The organism is Bradyrhizobium sp. IAR9 (assembly GCF_013408065.1).
Taxonomy (GTDB): domain Bacteria; phylum Pseudomonadota; class Alphaproteobacteria; order Rhizobiales; family Xanthobacteraceae; genus Bradyrhizobium.
This window is the reverse complement of record NZ_JACBZW010000003.1, coordinates 341,210-359,623: the sequence shown is the minus strand read 5'-3', so window position 1 is coordinate 359,623 and position 18,414 is coordinate 341,210. Positions and strand designations below refer to the sequence as shown.

The following is an 18,414-nucleotide window of genomic DNA, read 5'->3' as shown; positions in this document are numbered from 1 at the left end:
ACCCCGCCTCCCTATATTGCCTGATCCTTCGAATCAGGCAGCTCATGCGCGTCTTCAGCGTCCCCCTCTCAGTTCCATTCCTGCGCACGATCGTCGCGAGCCTGCTCGAGGGACGACTGGTCGAGGGATTCGAGGCGCGCAAGGAACCGGCTCGGTTGGCGGACGCCACGCTATACCTCCCGACACGGCGCGCGATGCGCATGGTGCGCGAGATCTTCCTCGACGAGATGAAAGCGGACGCCGTGGTGCTGCCGCGCATCGTCGCGCTCGGCGACATCGACGAGGATGAGCTCGCCTTCGCCGACGAGGGCGAGCAGTTCTCCGGCGCGACGCCGCTCGACATTCCGCCGCGGCTCGGCGAGCTCGAACGACGGCTGACGCTGGCGCAACTGGTCGCAGCCTGGGCCAAGGGCCCGGTGCTATCGCCGCTGGTGGTCGGCGGGCCTGCTTCGACGCTGGCGCTCGCCGGCGACCTCGCACGCCTGATCGACGACATGGTGACGCGCGGCGTCGACTGGAGCGCGCTCGACGGTCTCGTACCTGACAACCTCGACCGCTACTGGCAGCACTCGCTCGAATTTTTGCGGATCGCACGCATCGCCTGGCCCGGTCATCTCACCGAGATCAACCGGATTGAACCCGCAGCCCGGCGCGATCTCCTGATCGCGGCGGAAGCCAAGCGCCTGACCGCACATCCCCATGGGCCCGTGATCGCAGCGGGCTCGACCGGCTCGATGCCGGCCACCGCGAAATTCCTGCACGCAGTCGCCTCGTTGCCGCATGGCGCAGTGGTGCTGCCGGGCCTCGACACCGATCTCGACGACGACGCCTGGCGCAGCATCGGCGGCGTGCGCGACTCGCTCGGCAAGTTCGCGGAGCATCCGGCGTCGAACCATCCGCAATACGCGATGAACGCACTGCTGGATCGCTTTGGCATCAAGCGCAGCGACGTCGAGATTCTCCAGCCGCCAACGGACGGCGGCCGCGATCTGCTCGCATCGGAATCGATGCGACCGTCGGCCAAGACGGAAGTCTGGCACGACCGGCTGAAGCAGCCGGACGTCGCGGCGAAGATCGCCGGCGGCATGAGAAACCTCGCGGTCGTCGAAGCACCCAATCCTGAAATGGAAGCGCTCGCCATTGCCATCGCCATGCGCGAGGCGCGGCATCTCGACAAATCGGCAGCGCTGGTCACGCCGGACCGCGCGCTGGCGCGGCGGGTGATGGCCGCGCTGACCCGATGGGATCTCGCCTTCGATGATTCCGGCGGCGACGTGCTGATGGAAACATCCGCCGGCGTCTTTGCGCGTCTCACGGCGGAAGCGGCGACCAAGGGACTGGAGCCACCGACGCTGCTGGCGATGCTGAAGCATCCGCTGTGCCGGCTCGGCCGGCTGCCTGGCGCATGGAAGGCGGCGATCGAAGATCTCGAGCTTGCAGTCCTGCGCGGCACGCGCCCGCCTGCGGGCACCGGCGGCCTGCTGCGCGAATTCAACCGCTTTCGCGACGAGCTGACAAAGCTGTGGCGCAGCGAGGTCTCCGCGCTTCACAAGGCCGAGCCCCGTGCGCGTCTCAAGGCCGAAAATATCGACCGCATCCAGACGCTGATCGACACCTTGCAGAAGGCGCTGGCGCCGATCGAGAATCTGGTGTCGGCCAAGCCATATGACTTTGCCGAACTCGCGCACCGGCATCGCGAGATCATGATCGAGCTGTCGCGCGACGAGCAGGGCATCCCGCTGGCCTTCGAGGAGCGCGAAGGCCTCGCGCTCGCCGGCGCCTTCGACGATCTCCTGCGCGGCGGCACGATCAGCGGACTGATGGTGACGCTGCCTGATTATGCCGACGTCTTCCAGACCGCTTTCAGCGATCGCGCCGTGAGGCGGCGAGACAAGCCGGGCGCGCGGCTGCAGATCTACGGCCCGCTGGAATCGCGCCTGATGCAGGCTGACCGCATCATCGTCGGCGGCCTGATCGAAGGCGTCTGGCCACCGGCTCCGCGCATCGACCCCTGGCTCAGCCGGCCGATGCGGCACGAGCTCGGTCTCGATCTGCCGGAGCGCCGCATCGGCCTCTCCGCCCACGATTTTGCTCAGCTGCTCGGCGGCGACGAGGTGATCCTCACCCATTCCGCCAAGGCCGGCGGCGCACCTGCGGTGGCTTCGCGCTTCCTTCATCGGCTGGAGGCGGTTGCGGGCGATGATCATTGGAAGGCGGCCGTTCGCGCCGGCGAGAAATATGTGCAGTTCGCGGGCGCGCTCGACCAGCCCGCTGAAGTCACGCCGATCAAGCAGCCCGAGCCGCGGCCGCCGCGGGCGACGCGGCCGCTCAGGATGTCGGTGACCGCGATCGAAGACTGGCTGCGCGATCCCTACACGATCTACGCAAAACACATTTTGCGGCTCGATGCGCTCGATCCCGTCGACATGCCGCTGTCGGCCGCCGACCGCGGCTCGGCGATTCATGATGCGATCGGCGAGTTCACCGAGAGTTATGCGACGCGTCTGCCTGAAGACCCCGCGCGCGTGCTGCGCACGATTGGTGAGAAATATTTCGCGCCCCTGATGGAGCGACCCGAGGCGCGGGCGCTGTGGTGGCCGCGCTTCCAGCGCATCGCCCGCTGGTTCGGCGAATGGGAGACGGCGCGGCGCGACGCGATCGAGGCCATCGTCGCGGAGACGCGCGGCGAGATCTCGATCAGGCTCGACAATGAGCGCAGCTTCCGTCTCTCCGCCCGCGCCGACCGCATCGAGCGTCGCCAGGGCGGCGGCTACGCCATCCTCGACTACAAGACCGGGCAGCCGCCTAGCGACAAGCAGGTGCGCTTGGGCCTGTCACCGCAGCTCACATTGGAGGCCGCGATCCTGCGCGAGGGCGGCTTTTCCGACATCGACGCGGGCGCTTCGGTGAGCCAGCTCGTTTATGTCCGGCTCAGCGGCAACAATCCGGCGGGCGAGGAGCGCATCATCCAGCTCAAAGTGAACAAGAGTGACGAGCCAATCCCGCCGGACACCGCAGCCGCCGAAGCGCGGGCCAAGCTTGAAGCCCTGATCCGCGCCTTCGAGGACGAGAACCAGCCCTACACCTCGCTGAACCTGCCGATGTGGACGAACCGCTACGGCGCCTATGACGACCTCGCCCGGATCAAGGAATGGTCCGCGGCGGGCGGTTTGGGGATCGAGGAATGGTGAAGCTGCCGCGCCCCATCCCGGATGAAGTACGCGCGCGGCAGGCACGCGCGTCCGATCCGACCGCGTCGGCGTTCGTGTCGGCCAATGCCGGCTCGGGCAAGACCCATGTGCTGGTGCAGCGGGTGATCCGCCTGCTGCTGTCGGGCGTGCCCCCGGAGAAGATCCTCTGCATCACCTTTACCAAAGCCGCCGCCGCCAACATGGCCGAGCGCGTGTTCATCACGCTCGGTCACTGGGTGACGCTGGATGATACCGGGCTCGACGCAGCGATCCGCGCTGTCGGCATCCCGCATCCCAGCGCGAAAATTCGGCGCGACGCGCGAAAACTGTTCGCCTGCGCGCTGGAGACGCCGGGCGGGCTGAAGGTGCAGACCATTCACGCGCTGTGCACGCGCCTGCTCCAGCAGTTTCCGTTCGAGGCCAACGTTCCCGCGCGCTTTGCCGTGATCGACGAGCGCGACCAGACCGACATGATGGAACGCGCCAATCTCAAGGTGCTGCTGGAGGCCGCGCGCGATCCCGAGAGCGTCACCGGCCGCGCATTGCTGACCGCAATGGCCAGCGCCGCCGACGTCACCTTCAAGGAGGTCGTGCGCGAGGCGTGCCTGAGCCGCGATCACTTCATGGCCTGGACGGATGAGGCCGGCAACGCCGAAGCCGCGGCGGTGCAGATGGCGTCGGCGCTGGGCGTTGATGCGAGCGACCGCATCGAGGACGTCGAGACCGAGATTCTCGATGGACCCTATCTGCCGCGATCGCGCTGGGACGACATCGCCTTTGCGCTGGAGGACGGCAGCAAGTCCGACAACGATCAGGCCAGCCGGCTCCGCGAGGCCAAGGCGTTCTCCGGCAGCGCGCAGGTCGATGCCTATCTCTGCGTCTTCCTCACCGACGAAAAGCTGCCGCGCAAGGCCGTGCTGACGAAAAAATTTGGCGACCACAATCCGTCCGTCGCCCGCCTGTTCGAGAACGAGGCGCAGCGCATCAGCGGCTTGGTCGAGAAGCGCCGCGCGGTGACCATGCGCGACCGCACCGCGGCCCTGTTGCACATCGCGACCGCGGCTGCCGCCAACTACCGCCGCGAGAAGCAGGAGCGCGGGCTGCTCGACTACGACGATCTCATCGACAAGACGCTGGCGATGCTGAATCGCGTCTCGTCGGGCTGGGTGCATTACAAGCTCGACCGCGGCGTCGATCACGTCCTGATCGACGAAGCCCAGGACACCAGCCCGCGGCAATGGGACATCGTCGCGCACATCATCTCCGAATTCACCGCCGGGGAAGGCGCGCGCGAGGGGCTGAACCGCACGGTGTTCGCGGTCGGCGACGAGAAGCAGTCGATCTTCTCGTTCCAGGGCGCAGCCCCGCACGAATTCGATGCGCGCCGGCGTGAGCTGCACCGCAAGTTCACCGCCGCCGGGCTGAAGTTCGACCCCGTGGCCTTCACCTATTCGTTCCGCTCGGGCGCCGCGATCCTGCACTCGGTCGACCACGTCTTCCGCGAGCAGGAGATCTACAAGAGCATCCATTCGGTCGAGATCGGCCATCCCCTGCACAACGCGCTCGCCGATGCCGGTCCGAGCGTGATCGAGCTGTGGGATCTGGCTGTCGCCGACGACCGCCAGGAGATCGAAGGCTGGCGCGCGCCGTTCGACGGCGTCGCTGTCACCAGCCCAGAAGTCAAGCTGGCGCGCCGCATCCAGGCCGAGATCAAGCGGCTGGTCGAGAGTGGCACGCTGACCGGGCACGAAGGCGAGCGCCGACCGCTGCGCTATGGCGACATGCTGATCCTGGTGCGCCGCCGCGGCAATGCCTTCGATGCCGTGATCCAGGCGCTGAAGCACGCTGGCGTTCCGGTGGCCGGCGCCGACAGGCTCAAGCTGACCGAGCACATCGCGATCATCGACCTGATGAACCTCGCTGATGCCCTACTGCTGCCGCAGGACGATCTCGCGCTGGCGGTGGCGATGAAGAGCCCGCTGTTCAGCCTCGATGACGACGACCTGTTCCAGCTTGCCCATGACCGCAAGGGATCGCTGCGCCGCGCGCTCGGCGAGCATGCGAAGGGAAGCGAGAAGTTTGCGGCCGTGCTGCGGCGTCTGGAAGCCTGCGAGATTCGCGCGCGCGAGGAAACGCCGTTTGCCTTCTACGCCTGGCTGTTAGGGGGCGACGGCGGACGTGCGCGCATCCTGCGCCGGCTCGGCTTTGAAGCCAACGACGCGCTCGACGAATTCCTGGAACTGGCGCTGAGCTGTGAGCGCAAGGCGCCGGCATCGTTGCAAGGCTTCATGGCCTGGCTGCGCTCGGCCGACACCGAGGTGAAGCGCGACATGGAAATCTCGCGCGACGAGGTGCGGGTGATGACCGTGCACGGCGCCAAGGGCCTGGAGGCTTCGGTCGTGTTCATGGTCGACACCACGTCGTCGCCCGCGGACTCGCAGCGGGTCCGGCTGATCCACGTGCCGCGCGGCGATGGCGGCGAGGTCGTGGTCTGGGCCGGCCGCAAGGCCGACGACCCCAAGCCTGTCGCCGACGCGCGCAAGGCCATGCTCGAGGAAACCGAGGACGAATATCGCCGCCTGCTTTATGTCGCGATGACACGTGCGGCCGACCGGCTAATCGTCGGCGGCTGCATGCCCGGCAACATGAAGACGGTCCGCAAGCTGAGCTGGTACGACCTGGTCGACACTGGTCTCGCCGGCTCGGGCCTGGACAAGCAGACGATCGAGACGCCGCTCGGCAAGGTGACCCGATTCGCCCGGCCGGAGGATGTCGCGGCGCTGGGTATCCCAGCGGCGACCGTGGACCAGACGGTCGCGCTGCCCGCCTGGCTGCGAACCCCGGCGCCGCGCGAGACCGTTGACGACGATCTGGTGCGTCCGTCCGGCCAGTCAGCTGAGGAAGGCCGCAGCGTGCGGACAGGCGAATCGGTGCAATCGCGCGCGCTGGCACTGCAGCGCGGCACGCTGGTGCACCGGCTGCTGCAATCCCTACCTGACATTGCCGCGGAGCGCCGGCGCGAGGCCGCGCTCGGCTTCATGGCGCGCAATGCCTCCGACTGGACCGAGGCCGACCGCACGGCTTTGGCGGACAAGGTGCTCGCCCTGATCACTGAACCGCGCTTTGCGCCGGTGTTTGCCGCCGGCAGCCGGGCGGAGGTCGCCATCGCCGGCCGGCTGGAGCGGCCGGGCCGTACTCCAGCATTGGTGTCGGGGCAGATCGACCGGCTGGTCGTTCGTCCGGAGGAGGTTTTGATCGTCGATTTCAAGACCAACCAGGCGGCGCCCAGGAACGCGGCCGCAGCGCCCGCCGCCTATGTCCGGCAGCTTGCGCTGTACCGGGCGGTGCTGGCACAGCTTTATCCCCAAAAGCCCATCCGCGCCGTCCTGCTCTGGACGGAGGCCCTTGAATATATGGAGATTTCAGCCCCCGCGCTGGACGCGGCGCTGGCATCCCTTCATCTCGGTGTGAGCGTCCTTGACCCGGCAAGGAGCCGTTCATAGGTTGACCCCATGATCCCGGGCGCGATTCCCATGCGCGCCGATTCTTTCAACCGAGTGAGGTACTCCAATGGCCGTTAGCAAGGTTTCCGACGCCGATTTCGAAGCCGAAGTGCTCAAGGCGAACGGCCCCGTGGTCGTCGATTTCTGGGCCGAGTGGTGCGGCCCCTGCCGCATGATCGCGCCCGCTCTCGACGAGATCGCCGGCGCGATGGGCGACAAGGTCAAGATCGTCAAGCTGAACGTCGACGAGAGCCCGAAGACGGCGTCGAAGTACGGCGTGATGTCGATCCCGACCCTGATGATCTTCAAGGGTGGCGAGATGGCCTCCCGCCAGGTCGGCGCAGCGCCGAAGGCGAAGCTACAGCAGTGGATCACCTCCGCGGTCTGATCCGACTCGCACAAGTTTATTTTCGACAACGGCCGGCGAAATGCCGGCCGTTTGCGTTGACGGGACGTGTTCAGCGTATGACGAGAACCGGCCCTTGCCTGCCCCTCCCGCAAAGCGCGCGCGAAGATCGACCTCTCTCGTTGCCATGGAGGCGCGGTCGGTCGACGAAATTCCACGCGGCAAGGAATGGCAATACGAACCCAAGTGGGATGGCTTTCGCTGCCTGCTGTCGCGCGACGGCGGCCATGTCGATCTGCGCTCCAAATCCGGCGAGGATCTCGCCCGCTATTTCCCGGAAGTGGTCGCTGCCGCGCTGAAGCTGAAGGCCGACCGCTTCACGCTCGACGGCGAGATCGTCGTACCGCACGGCAAGAGCTTCTCATTCGACGCGCTGCTGCAACGCATTCACCCGGCTGCAAGCCGCGTGACGAAGCTCTCGCAGGAGACACCGGCGCTCTATCTCACCTTCGATCTTCTCGCGACTGCCCGGGAGAAGCAGCTTGCCAGCAAACCGCTCAGCGAACGCCGACCAGTACTGGAGGCTTTTGCGAAGGCTAATCTGAAGGGGAGCCTCTTCCGCCTGTCACCGGCGACGACGAGCTACGCCACCGCGAAAAAATGGCTGGCGCAATCCGGCGGCGGCTCGGACGGCGTCATCGCCAAGCGCGTCGACCTGCCCTATCAGGCCGGCAATCGCGACGGCATGCAGAAGATCAAGAAATTCCGCAGCGCCGATTGCGTCGTCGGCGGCTTCCGCTACGCCACCAACAAGATCGCCGGGCGAAAGGTGGTCGGCTCGCTGCTGCTCGGGCTCTACGACGATGGTGGCTTGCTGCACCATGTCGGCTTTACATCCGCGATCAGGGCAGACCAGAAGCCCGCGCTGACCGACCGGGTGGAGGCGCTGATCGCAGAGCCCGGCTTCACCGGCAACGCGCCGGGCGGGCCGAGCCGCTGGTCCACCGAGCGCTCGGCAATATGGTGTCCGCTCAAACCGAAGCTGGTGATCGAGGTCTGCTACGACCATTTCAGCGGCGAACGCTTCCGCCACGGCACCTCGATTCTGCGCTGGCGCCCCGACAAGGCACCGCGGCAATGCAGCTTCGAGCAGTTGAAGCAGAGGGCCGCGGATCCGATGAAGCTGTTGAAGTGAGCCGCGCTCGTGCCGTCTTAATTGATCCATCCCGTCGCCAGCGCGTTCGCCAGCTCCGGCTGACCGTTGCGCCGCGCCAGCTCCGCCATCGCCTCGTGATCATAAGCGACATTGCGGAACGTCACCTGCCAGGCGCCATTCGCAAGCTCGAGAATGGCATAACGCGCGTGCGGCGAGCCGGCTTCGACGACATGCGGATACGGATGCTTGTCGCGATACCCGGGACTACCGACGCTGCCGGGATTGACGATCAGCCGGCCATCGCGAAGTCGTACCGCGCGGGCGAGATGCGTGTGGGCGCAGAGGATCAGGGACTGGCTGACGCCCTGTGCGAATTGCTCGATCCGGTCGAGCGGCGACAGCGCCACCGTGCCGTCGGGATGCACGGTGTCGAGCCAATAGACTTCGTCGTTCTCGGGCGTCGCGTGGCAGAGGAACACCTGCTCGCGAAACACCCGCGTCATCGGCTGCGCGCGGAGCCAGTCCTGTTGCGCGGCGTTGAGCGCTGCGTGGGCGGGACGATCCCACGAGCCCATTTTCTCCGGCGGACGATCCAGCAGGTAGCGGTCATGGTTGCCGAGCACGTGCACGGCGTCGAGCTGCATCAGGATCTCGATGGTGCGGCGCGCATCGAGCGGCCCGCTCAGCATGTCGCCGAGATTGACGATGTCAGTGATGCCGTGGGCCCGGATGTCGGCGAGCACCGCCTCCAGCGCGAGATAGTTTCCGTGGACGTCGGCGATGGCGGCAAAGCGCATTGAAGCCTCATGCAGGAGGCGTGCCGTTGATCGCCAGCACGTGGCCGGCCAGATACAGCGAGCCTGATATCAGGATGCGCGGCGGCACCTCGTAGGCGAGCTTCGACAGGCCACGCAGTGCGGCTTCGACGCCCGAGACGGTCTCGACGCGCATGCCGAGGCTGCGCGCGGCGTCGGCGAGGCGATCGACCGGCATCGCGTTCTCGGTGTCGGGGATCGGCACCGCAATGATGTGACGGGTGAGACCGGCGAAATTGGCGAGGAAGCCCTGCGCGTCCTTGTTGGCCATCATGCCCGCGATGACGACCAGCGGTCGCGACACCCGCTCCTCGAGATCGCCGAGCGCGGCGGCCGCGACGCGGCCGCCTTCGGCATTGTGCCCGCCATCGAGCCAGATCTCCGAGCCCTGCGGACCGAGAGCGAGCAGCTCGCCGGAGGTGATACGCTGCATCCGCGCCGGCCATTCGGCACCGACGATGCCGGCCTCAAACGCCGCCTGATTGATCCCAAAGTTCGGAATCGCCCGCAGCGTCGCGATCGCGAGGCCGGCATTGTCGAACTGGTGGCGGCCGAACAACCGCGGCGCGGTGAGATCCATCAGGCCGCGATCGTCGGAATAGACCAGGCGGCCGTGCTCGACATTGACGTGCCAGCTCTCGTTCGCCGCAAACAGCGGCGCGCGCATGCGCCTGGCCTGCGCCTCGATCACCGCCATGGCTTCGCCCGCCTGCTCCGCGGAGATCACGGGCACGCCGCGCTTGATGATCGCTGCCTTCTCGCCGGCGATCGATGTCAGGGTGTCCCCGAGGAAATCCATGTGGTCCATGCTGACGGGCGTCATCACGCAGGCCGCCGGCGTATCGATCACGTTGGTCGAATCGAGCCGGCCGCCGAGGCCGACTTCGAGCAGCACCACGTCGGCCGGGTTCTGTGCGAACAGATGGAAGGCAGCCGCCGTTTTCAGCTCGAACAATGTCGCGGCTTCGCCGGCATTGACGCGCTCGACCTCTTCCAGGGCCGCGCGCAACTCGTCGTCACCGACCAGCACGCCGCCGCCAACGCGGCCGAGCCGGAAGCACTCGTTGATCCTGACGAGATAGGGCGAGGTATAGGCGTGGACGCGCAAGCCCGCGGCCTCCAGCGTCGCGCGCAGGTAGGCGAGTGTCGAGCCCTTGCCGTTGGTGCCGGCGATGTGGATCACCGGCGGCAGCTTGCGTTCGGGGTGGCCGAGCCGTTCGAGCAGGCGGTGCATCCGCTCGAGCCCGAGATCGATGCGCTTCTGATGCAGGACCGACAGCCGCCCGATCAATTCACCGAGCGGCGTCTTCGCGCTGTCAGAGGACGCGTTCACGCGTGCGGCGCAGCCGGCGCCGTCTCGGCGGCCGATACGATCTGTGCCGGGCTGAGTACCGGCTGCATCGGCTTCGACGCGGTCTCCAGCGCCGGCGCCTTGGTCAGCAGGCGGCAGAGCCGCGCCAGGGTCGGACGCAGCTCGTGGCGATGCACGACCATGTCGACCATGCCGTGCTCTTTCAGATATTCGGCGCGCTGAAACCCTTCAGGCAGCTTCTCGCGGATGGTCTGCTCGATCACGCGGGCGCCGGCAAAACCGATCAGCGCGCCGGGCTCGGCGATCTGCACGTCGCCGAGCATCGCATAGGATGCGGTGACGCCGCCCGTGGTCGGGTTGGTCAGCACGACGATATAGGGCTGCTTGGCCTCGCGCAGCATCTGCACCGCGACCGTCGTGCGCGGCATCTGCATCAGCGACAAGATGCCTTCCTGCATGCGTGCGCCGCCGGATGCGGCGAACACGATGAACGGCGACTTCTTCTCGACTGCGAGCTCGAGCCCGCGGACGATGGCTTCGCCCGCGGCCATGCCGAGCGAGCCGCCCATGAAATCGAAATCCTGCACGGCGACGACGACGGCGGAGCCTTCGAGCTTGCCGTAACCGACCTTGATCGCATCATTCAGATTGGTTCGGGCGCGCGCGTCCTTGATGCGGTCGACGTATTTCTTCTCGTCGCGGAACTTGAGCGGATCGGGCGTGACGTCGGGCAGCGCGACGTCGAACCAGGTCTCGTTGTCGAAGATCGACTTCAAGCGCGCCACCGCACCCATGCGCATGTGGTAGTTCGAGCCGGGGATGACGAACTGGTTGGCCTCGACGTCCTTGTAGAACACGAGCTGCCCGGAATCCGGGCACTTGATCCACAGATTCTCCGGCGTCTCCCGCCGCAGCATGTTGCGGATCTTCGGCCGGACCACGTTGGTAAGCCAGTTCATGGTTTGCTCCGATGTGCGATGCCGCCCGGCGGATCGCCTGAAGGGATATATGGCGACCGGGCCGTCGCCCGGCAAGCCACCGTGTCGTCCGCCTTAGAGCATGATCCGGAAAAGTGTGAAGCGGTTTTCCGACAAGATCATGCTCAAACTCAAGAGCTAAAGCGGAATTATGGCCTATTCCGCCGCCTGCTGCGCGCCCTTGACGCCCTGGGCCAGGGCGGCCGTCAGCTCGGCCACGGCGTTAACGGTTTGGCCGGTCGCCCGTCCCTCGGCGTCGAGGCTGTTCTTGAGCGCATCGACCAGCGCGGTGCCGACCACCGAACCATTGGCCTTCTCGGCAATGGCGCGCGCCGCCTCCGGCGTGCGGATGCCAAAACCAACGCATATCGGCAGCTTGGTATGCCGCTTGATGCGCGCGACGGCTTCACCGACGGCATTCGCGTCCGCCGCCGCTGCACCGGTGATGCCGGCAATCGAGACGTAATAGACAAAGCCGGATGTATTCGCGAGCACCGCCGGGAGGCGCTTGTCGTCGGTGGTCGGGGTCGCCAGGCGAATGAAGTTCAGGCCCGCCTTCAGCGCGGGAATGCAGAGCTCGTCGTCTTCCTCCGGCGGCAAATCGACGATGATGAGACCGTCGACGCCGGCCGTCTTGGCGTCAGCCAAAAACTTGTCGACGCCGTAAATGTAGATCGGATTGTAATAGCCCATCAGCACCAGCGGCGTGATGTTGTCGTCCTTGCGGAAGTCGCGCACCAGATTGAGCGTCTTCTTCAAGGTCATGCCTGCCTTGAGCGCACGCAGACCTGCAGCCTGGATCGAAGGACCATCGGCCATCGGATCGGTGAAGGGAATGCCGAGCTCGATGACGTCGGCGCCTGCCTTGGGCAGCGCCTTGACGATATTGAGTGACGTCGTGAGATCGGGATCGCCGGCCATCACATAGGTGACAAAGGCCGCGCGGCCCTCTTTCTTCAATTCGGCGAAACGGGTGTCGATACGCGTGGTCACTTCTTGCCCCTCAGGATATCGCCGACCTGCGGGACGTCCTTGTCGCCGCGGCCGGAGAGGTTGACGACCATCAGGTGATCTCTCGGCCGCTTCGGCGCGAGCTCCATCACCTTGGCGATGGCGTGCGCGGGCTCGAGCGCGGGGATGATGCCTTCGAGGCGCGACAGCAGCTGGAACGCGGCTAGCGCCTCGTCATCGGTCGCGGAGAGATAGTTCACACGGCCGATCTCGTGCAGCCAGGAATGCTCGGGGCCGATGCCGGGATAGTCGAGGCCCGCCGAGATCGAATGCGCGTCCTGGATCTGGCCGTCGGCATCCATCAAGAGATAAGTGCGGTTGCCATGAAGCACGCCGGGGCGGCCGCCCGCGATCGACGCCGCATGCAATTGCGTCAGGCCATGGCCCGCGGCTTCGACGCCGAAGATCTCGACGGAGGGATCATCGAGGAACGGGTGAAACAGGCCCATCGCGTTGGAGCCGCCGCCGATGCAGGCGACCAGCGAATCCGGCAGCCGGCCTTCGATCTCCTGCATCTGCGCCTTGGTCTCGTTGCCGATGATCGACTGGAAGTCGCGCACCAGCGTCGGATAGGGATGCGGGCCGGCCACCGTGCCGATGCAATAGAACGTGTTGTGCACGTTGGTGACCCAGTCGCGCAGGGCCTCGTTCATCGCGTCCTTCAGCGTGCGCGTGCCCGACTGCACCGGGACCACCGTCGCACCCAGCATCTCCATGCGGATCACGTTGGGCTGCTGCCGCTCGACGTCGACGGCGCCCATATAGACCACGCATTCGAGCCCGAAGCGCGCGCACAGCGTCGCGGTGGCGACGCCGTGCTGGCCCGCGCCGGTCTCGGCGATGATGCGCTTCTTGCCCATGCGCCGCGCCAGCATGATCTGGCCGAGCACGTTGTTCACCTTGTGCGAGCCGGTGTGGTTGAGCTCTTCGCGCTTCAGGTAAATCTTGGCGCCGCCGAGATGCTCGGTCAGGCGCTCGGCGAAATAGAGCGGCGAGGGCCGGCCGACATAATGCGTGAGGTAGCCGTTCATCTCGGCTTGGAAGGCCGGATCGGCCTTGGCCTCGGTGTAGGCCTTCTCCAGATCGAGGATCAGCGGCATCAGGGTTTCGGCGACGAAGCGGCCGCCGAAGATGCCGAAATGGCCGCGATCGTCGGGACCGCTGCGATAGGAATTGGGTTTGGCGACGTTCATCGAACACTCAACTCTTGGCTGGACTCTTGACGGGGCTCTTGGCTGGCGCGCGCGGCGCGAATGAAGGCCTTGATCATCTCGGGATCCTTGACCCCGGGAGCGCTCTCGACGCCAGAGGAGACGTCGACGCCGCCGGCGCGGGTGACGCGGAGAGCTTCCGCGAGGTTATCGGCATGAAGACCGCCCGAGACCATGTAGGGCAGCTTCAGGTCGAGGTTTTCGAGCAGGTGCCAGTCGAAGGGCTCCCCCAGGCCGCCGGGCCGGGTCGCATCCTTCGGCGCGCGGGCATCGAACAGGATGCGATCGGCGATCGCGGCATAGCCGGGCAACACGGCGAGATCGGCCGCGGTCGCGACCGGGACCGCCTTCATCACCGGGCGGCCGTACCGCTGCTTGATGTCGCGCAGCCGCGCCACGCTCTCCTTGCCGTGCAGCTGGAAAAGGTCCGGCGACAGCGCGTCCATGATGTTGTCGAGCGTCGCATCGTCGGCATCGACGGTGAGGGCGACCTTGAGCGCGCGCCCCCTCACCTGGCGGCCGAGGTCGCGGCCGAGCTCCAGGGACAGGTGCCGCGGCGAAGGCGGGAAGAACACAAACCCCACCATATCCGCACCCGCCTCGAGCGCCGTTTGAAGCGTCTCGCGCGTGGACAGGCCGCAGATCTTGACGAGCAGGGACATGGTCTCAAAGCAAATGGAGGCCGCAAGGTGCGGCCGGAAAACGGGGTTTTCGGTCGGGGCCGCTTCTACAACGTCGCGCGCTGCTTGTCTCGCCCGATGGGCCCGTAAAGCCCGACCCCGGAGGGAACGGGCAGGCGCTGCGACCCGGGCTTTGCCGCGGCCGCCTGGGCCCGCAAATCGGCCAGTTCGGCCCTGGCGACCCGTGTATCCGCCTCGTGCCGGCGCGCCGCGCGGCGCCAGTGCCGCTGGCCGAGCCAGACGGCGGAGCCGCCGGCGAAGACGCCGAGGGCGGCGACCAGGATCAGGAGCAGGAACAGCGGCAGCGTGACCGACAATGACGGGTCGTTCGCAATGAACGGATCGAACGAGACCGTGACGAAGTGCCGGTTGGCAACGGCGAAGGCCACCAGGATCAGGCCCAGTGGGATCACGATCAGCGCGGTCAGGAACTTTCGCATCGCGATCGCTCGTCTTGAATCAAGCTTGCGGCCGCATCATGCGGCTATCAGGTTAAACCCCGACGACGACAGCCTCAGTCGGGCGCGCCGGGATCCGGATGGTCGCGGTTCAGCCGCTCGCGCATTTCCTTGCCGGTCTTGAAGAACGGAACGCTCTTCTGATCGACGGGCACATGCGCGCCGGTGCGTGGATTGCGCCCGGCGCGTGCGGGGCGGTGCTTGACCGAGAAGGCACCGAAGCCGCGCAACTCGACGCGGTCACCGCGCGCGAGGGCCGCTACGATCTCTTCGAGAATCGCATTCACAATGTTCTCGACATCCCGCTGGTACAGATGCGGGTTGTGCTCGGCGATACGCTGAACAAGTTCGGATTTGATCATCGAGAGATAGGACCCGGAAGCGTGCGGATGACCATTTCCGTGAAAATACCTTGATCTGTCAAGACGCTAAATCAAGGTTGAGCGTCGTGAAAATGCGTGACAAATGCCGAAAAAGCGGGCTGGCCCGACGCCCGTCAGACGGGAAAACCCTCAGGCGCTCGCCCGCCCCCCTCAATTTGAGGCGGCCGGTTGCCACAGGGCCAGCATTCCATCCATTCCGAACCGATCGACCGCCTGCGCGACGCCGGTTTGCCCGATTTGATGCGCAATCGAGCCCAAACCGAGCGCTTCCAGCGTAACGGCGGCCGCCGTCTTGAGGAATGGCAGATCGCCGAAGCGCGGCTGGAGCTTGTAGTCGCGCACGGAGAGCCCCTTCTTGACGCCCTTCTGCTCGACCAGCCAGGTCACCGCCGTCTTCTCGTCGCCGATCTGATCGATCAGCTTGAGATCGATCGCCTGGCGCCCGGTGAAGACGCGGCCATCAGCCACTTTCTCGAGCTGCGTGTCATCCATGCCACGCCGTTCCTTCACCAATCCCCTGAACCAGGCATAGGAATCCCTCACCAGCGCATCGAGGGCGGCCCGTGCTTCCGGGCTGGTCGGCTCAAAACCGTTGGGCGCGGCCTTCAGCGGCGACGACTTCACCTCCTCGACCTTGACGCCGATGGTCTTCAGGAGCTCGCTGACGTTGGGATATTGGAACAGCACACCGATCGACCCGACCAGCGAGCTCTGCTGCGCGATGATGTGGTCGCTCGCAATCGCCGTGATGTAGCCCCCGGAGGCAGCCAGGCCCTCGACCACCACGACGAGCGGCTTTTTCGCCTTCAGCCGGACAAGCGAATCGTAAAGCTGCTCGGACCCGGCCGTGGTGCCACCCGGCGAGTTGATGTGAATGATGACGGCGGCGGCCTGCGAATTCTCCAGCCGCTCCAGCGCCTGCGTACGATCGGAATCGCTACGGATCAGGCCCTCGATCTGGACCCGCGCGATCGAGCCGGCGGATGCGAACGTGCCCCGCGTACCCGGTGTCACGACCAGCGCAAAGCCCGCAATCGCCGCAATCGCGATCAGCGCAGCCACCACGCGCCAGAACGTTAGCTTGCGGCGGATCCTGCGGCGATCGACGATGATGTCCGAATCGAGCGACATCTAGATATCTCCAAATGAAAGGCCGAACGCGTTGTGCCCTCACAGCGTGACCAACGCCCTATCTGGATACATCAATTGCGGCGCAATTTGAAGAAAACAAGGCTGTGAGCGCGGTGGGGCCCGGTACCCCGCCACACCCTCGCTGTCGTCCCTGCGAACGCAGGGACCCATAACCACAGGGAGAAGTTGTCGTGCTAAGCTCGCACTCCGGGTCTTCGCCAAACTCAATCCGGTGGTCTGCGCTGAGACTTGTCCGGGACGACAGCGGAGCTTGTGGAGACAGCAAACAAAAAAGCCCCGGCTCACGCCGGGGCTTTGATGCAGCGAAACGAACGTCTCGCTTACTTGCTGTCGCGGTTCTTGAGCGCGGTGCCGAGGATGTCGCCGAGCGTTGCTCCCGAATCGGAGGAGCCGTACTGCGCGATGGCTTCCTTTTCTTCGGCGACTTCGAGCGCCTTGATCGACACCTGGACCTTGCGGGCCTTCTTGTCGAACTGGATCACGCGGGCATCGACCTTCTCACCGACGGCAAAGCGTTCGGCGCGCTGGTCGTTGCGGTCACGGGCGAGCTCGGAGCGCTTGATGAAGGTCGAGAAGTCGGTACCGGTGATCTTCACCTCGATGCCGCTTTCCTTCACTTCGAGCACTTCGCAGGTCACGACCGCGCCCTTCTTGACATCACCCGGCTCGGCGAAGGGGTCGCCTTCGAGCTGCTTGATGCCGAGCGAGATGCGCTCCTTCTCGACGTCCACATCGAGCACCACGGCCTTCACCATGTCGCCCTTCTTGTAGTTGTCGATCACCTGCTCGCCCGGAAGCTTCCAGTCGAGGTCGGAGAGATGGACCATGCCGTCGACGTCGCCCTCGAGACCCAGGAACAGACCGAACTCGGTCTTGTTCTTGACCTCGCCCTCGACGGTCGAACCGGTCGGGTGACCTTCGACGAAGACCTCCCAGGGGTTGCGCATGGTCTGCTTGAGGCCGAGCGAGATGCGGCGCTTGACGGAATCGACTTCCAGCACCTGCACTTCGACTTCCTGCGAGGTCGAAACGATCTTGCCGGGGTGCATGTTCTTCTTGGTCCACGACATCTCGGAGACGTGGATCAGGCCTTCGATGCCCGGCTCGAGCTCGACAAACGCACCGTAGTCGGTGATGTTGGTGACGCGGCCGGTGAAGCGGGCACCCAGCGGGTACTTGGCTTCGATGCCCTGCCACGGATCATCCAGCAGCTGCTTCATGCCCAGCGAGATGCGGTGCGTCTCGTGGTTGATCTTGATGATCTTGACCTTCACGGTCTGGCCGATCGAGAGCACCTCGGTCGGGTGGTTGACGCGGCGCCACGCGATGTCGGTGACGTGCAGCAGGCCGTCGATGCCGCCGAGATCAACGAACGCACCGTAATCGGTGATGTTCTTGACCACGCCGTCGATGACCTGACCCTCTTCGAGGTTCTGCACCAGCTCCTGACGCTGCTCGGCGCGGGTCTCTTCGAGAACCGTGCGGCGAGACACGACGATGTTGCCGCGGCGGCGATCCATCTTGAGGATCTGGAACGGCTGCGAGTTGTTCATCAGCGGCGCAACGTCGCGGATCGGACGGATGTCGACCTGCGAGCGCGGCAGGAAGGCCACGGCACCGTCGAGATCGACGGTGAAGCCACCCTTGACCTGGTTGAAGATGACGCCGTTGACCTTCTCGTTGTTCTGGAACGCCTTCTCGAGCTTGCCCCAGCTCTCTTCGCGGCGGGCCTTGTCGCGCGACAGCACGGCTTCGCCGAGCGCGTTCTCGATGCGATCGAGGAACACTTCAACCTCGTCGCCGACCTTCAGTTCGCTGTCACGGCCGGGGCCGGAAAATTCGCGCAGGGCGACGCGGCCCTCGGTCTTCAGGCCGACGTCGATGACGGCCATGTCCTTTTCAATTGCAACAACCTTGCCCTTGACGACGGAGCTCTCCTGCAGGTTGCCACCTGCGAAGGACTCGTCGAGCATCGCGGCGAAATCGTCGCGCGACGGGCTATAGGTATCAGCAGAAGTCGAAGCCATTTGTTCTCCAGTTGCGGATGTCGTGCCGGCCGTTGGGTTCATGGGCGCATCGCACGCGCAGTGTCGGAAGGTCCGCAAGACCTTCGAGCGACCGCTCGCTGCTCCGGCCTGAGAGGCGGAACAGCGGGAGCGGGCCGGCTGAGGCCCGCGCGTTCGATACGTGGAAATCTTGTGTCCGGAGCCTGGATCGCG

General features: G+C 65.7%; 14 protein-coding genes. 4 read left to right on the top strand and 10 right to left on the bottom strand.

Annotation, left to right across the window (positions count from 1 at the left end; translation table 11 throughout):
- Nucleotides 1-44: 44 nt before the first annotated feature.
- The 4 genes from addB to GGD67_RS10715 all read left to right on the top strand — a co-directional run bounded on the left by addB (nucleotide 45) and on the right by GGD67_RS10715 (nucleotide 8,235).
- Entirely contained in the window at nucleotides 45-3,191 is a 3,147-nt protein-coding gene (gene addB / locus GGD67_RS10730) for a double-strand break repair protein AddB (protein ID WP_179732591.1), read from the top strand.
- Nucleotides 3,185-6,694 carry a double-strand break repair helicase AddA gene (gene addA / locus GGD67_RS10725; protein ID WP_179732589.1) on the top strand — a complete coding sequence of 1,170 codons (3,510 nt, stop codon included), beginning with the start codon at nucleotides 3,185-3,187 and terminating at the stop codon, nucleotides 6,692-6,694. Before addB ends, addA begins: the two co-directional genes overlap by 7 nt.
- A 67-nt stretch (nucleotides 6,695-6,761) precedes the next feature.
- Entirely contained in the window at nucleotides 6,762-7,082 is a 321-nt protein-coding gene (gene trxA / locus GGD67_RS10720; protein WP_008540017.1) for a thioredoxin, read from the top strand.
- Nucleotides 7,083-7,227: 145 nt separating this feature from the next.
- Nucleotides 7,228-8,235: an ATP-dependent DNA ligase gene (locus GGD67_RS10715; RefSeq protein ID WP_179733044.1), complete on the top strand. Its 1,008-nt coding sequence runs from the start codon at nucleotides 7,228-7,230 to the stop codon at nucleotides 8,233-8,235.
- Nucleotides 8,236-8,252: 17 nt separating this feature from the next.
- On the opposite strand, the gene GGD67_RS10710 is transcribed toward GGD67_RS10715, so the two are convergent.
- From GGD67_RS10710 to rpsA, 10 genes are all read right to left on the bottom strand, one after another.
- Nucleotides 8,253-8,993: a metallophosphoesterase gene (locus GGD67_RS10710; protein ID WP_179732587.1), complete on the bottom strand. Its 741-nt coding sequence runs from the start codon at nucleotides 8,991-8,993 to the stop codon at nucleotides 8,253-8,255.
- 7 nt (nucleotides 8,994-9,000) lie between these two features.
- Entirely contained in the window at nucleotides 9,001-10,344 is a 1,344-nt protein-coding gene (locus GGD67_RS10705) for a folylpolyglutamate synthase/dihydrofolate synthase family protein (protein ID WP_179732585.1), read from the bottom strand.
- Entirely contained in the window at nucleotides 10,341-11,282 is a 942-nt protein-coding gene (gene accD / locus GGD67_RS10700) for an acetyl-CoA carboxylase, carboxyltransferase subunit beta (protein ID WP_018323424.1), read from the bottom strand. Before accD ends, GGD67_RS10705 begins: the two co-directional genes overlap by 4 nt.
- A 174-nt stretch (nucleotides 11,283-11,456) precedes the next feature.
- On the bottom strand, nucleotides 11,457-12,293 hold the full coding sequence (trpA, locus tag GGD67_RS10695) for a tryptophan synthase subunit alpha (protein ID WP_179732583.1): 837 nt from the start codon (nucleotides 12,291-12,293) through the stop codon (nucleotides 11,457-11,459).
- A complete protein-coding gene (gene trpB, locus GGD67_RS10690; protein WP_179732581.1) occupies nucleotides 12,290-13,504 on the bottom strand; it encodes a tryptophan synthase subunit beta in 1,215 nt (404 codons plus the stop codon). The genes trpA and trpB overlap by 4 nt, the downstream gene beginning before the upstream one ends.
- Nucleotides 13,501-14,184, bottom strand: a complete 684-nt coding sequence (locus GGD67_RS10685; protein WP_179732579.1) for a phosphoribosylanthranilate isomerase — start codon at nucleotides 14,182-14,184, stop codon at nucleotides 13,501-13,503. Before GGD67_RS10685 ends, trpB begins: the two co-directional genes overlap by 4 nt.
- 65 nt (nucleotides 14,185-14,249) lie before the next feature.
- Nucleotides 14,250-14,642, bottom strand: coding sequence for a DUF1049 domain-containing protein (locus GGD67_RS10680; protein WP_179732578.1), 393 nt, complete (start codon nucleotides 14,640-14,642; stop codon nucleotides 14,250-14,252).
- 74 nt (nucleotides 14,643-14,716) lie between these two features.
- Nucleotides 14,717-15,022, bottom strand: a complete 306-nt coding sequence (locus tag GGD67_RS10675; protein WP_007598410.1) for an integration host factor subunit beta — start codon at nucleotides 15,020-15,022, stop codon at nucleotides 14,717-14,719.
- Between the two features lie 171 nt (nucleotides 15,023-15,193).
- Nucleotides 15,194-16,174 (bottom strand): signal peptide peptidase SppA, encoded by a 981-nt coding sequence (gene sppA / locus GGD67_RS10670; protein ID WP_179732576.1) that lies wholly within the window; start codon nucleotides 16,172-16,174, stop codon nucleotides 15,194-15,196.
- A gap of 341 nt (nucleotides 16,175-16,515) precedes the next feature.
- Nucleotides 16,516-18,222: a 30S ribosomal protein S1 gene (gene rpsA, locus GGD67_RS10665; RefSeq protein WP_028139473.1), complete on the bottom strand. Its 1,707-nt coding sequence runs from the start codon at nucleotides 18,220-18,222 to the stop codon at nucleotides 16,516-16,518.
- Nucleotides 18,223-18,414: the final 192 nt, after the last annotated feature.

Bases quoted from the DNA above. Each gene is read 5' to 3' on its own strand.
- addB (WP_179732591.1), top strand. From the start codon at position 45: ATGCGCGTCTTCAGCGTCCCCCTCTCAGTTCCATTCCTGCGCACGATC.
- addA (WP_179732589.1), top strand. From the start codon at position 3,185: ATGGTGAAGCTGCCGCGCCCCATCCCGGATGAAGTACGCGCGCGGCAG.
- trxA (WP_008540017.1), top strand. From the start codon at position 6,762: ATGGCCGTTAGCAAGGTTTCCGACGCCGATTTCGAAGCCGAAGTGCTC.
- GGD67_RS10715 (WP_179733044.1), top strand. From the start codon at position 7,228: ATGGAGGCGCGGTCGGTCGACGAAATTCCACGCGGCAAGGAATGGCAA.
- GGD67_RS10710 (WP_179732587.1), bottom strand. From the start codon at position 8,993: ATGCGCTTTGCCGCCATCGCCGACGTCCACGGAAACTATCTCGCGCTG.
- accD (WP_018323424.1), bottom strand. From the start codon at position 11,282: ATGAACTGGCTTACCAACGTGGTCCGGCCGAAGATCCGCAACATGCTG.
- trpB (WP_179732581.1), bottom strand. From the start codon at position 13,504: ATGAACGTCGCCAAACCCAATTCCTATCGCAGCGGTCCCGACGATCGC.
- GGD67_RS10685 (WP_179732579.1), bottom strand. From the start codon at position 14,184: ATGTCCCTGCTCGTCAAGATCTGCGGCCTGTCCACGCGCGAGACGCTT.
- GGD67_RS10680 (WP_179732578.1), bottom strand. From the start codon at position 14,642: ATGCGAAAGTTCCTGACCGCGCTGATCGTGATCCCACTGGGCCTGATC.
- GGD67_RS10675 (WP_007598410.1), bottom strand. From the start codon at position 15,022: ATGATCAAATCCGAACTTGTTCAGCGTATCGCCGAGCACAACCCGCAT.
- sppA (WP_179732576.1), bottom strand. From the start codon at position 16,174: ATGTCGCTCGATTCGGACATCATCGTCGATCGCCGCAGGATCCGCCGC.
- rpsA (WP_028139473.1), bottom strand. From the start codon at position 18,222: ATGGCTTCGACTTCTGCTGATACCTATAGCCCGTCGCGCGACGATTTC.